General features: G+C 46.8%; 1 protein-coding gene. It reads left to right on the top strand.

The features are described 5' to 3' along the window. Window positions 1-395: hypothetical protein (locus LN995_RS21795; RefSeq protein ID WP_229963198.1), on the top strand; the 395-nt coding region annotated here is incomplete at both ends.

The raw sequence follows: 395 nt of genomic DNA, 5'->3' as shown, positions 1-395 counted from the left end.
GTTGCACAGCAACCGGAAGAGAGAATCAAGCTGGCTTCCATCACACCAAGCGTAAATACAGAGATGGATTTCTCGCCGTGGCTCAACGATGACAAGAACGATTTAGTGAAGTATGTCAACGATGCCTATAAAGCGCAGTACATCGACGTAACGTTGAAACTGGAGAAGAAGGCCCTGATCAGCAAAGTTTCTCTCTACGACCACCAGGGCCAGTGCACCAGCACACCTGCTTATGTCTATGCTCTGAACGGGGAAGTAAAGACGCTGATAGGCACTTTCACTGGCGAAAAATACCTTACCTTCGTAGACATTACTCTAGAGGCACCTATAGCAGCTGAGGCTATAATCATACACAAATACGGTAACAGTATCCCGCAAAAAGTACAGGTGTTTGG

The sequence above is a fragment of the Pontibacter silvestris genome, assembly GCF_020907275.1.
GTDB lineage: Bacteria > Bacteroidota > Bacteroidia > Cytophagales > Hymenobacteraceae > Pontibacter > Pontibacter silvestris.
Note: the sequence above shows the minus strand (reverse complement) of the source record. Positions and strands in the feature narration are given on the sequence as shown.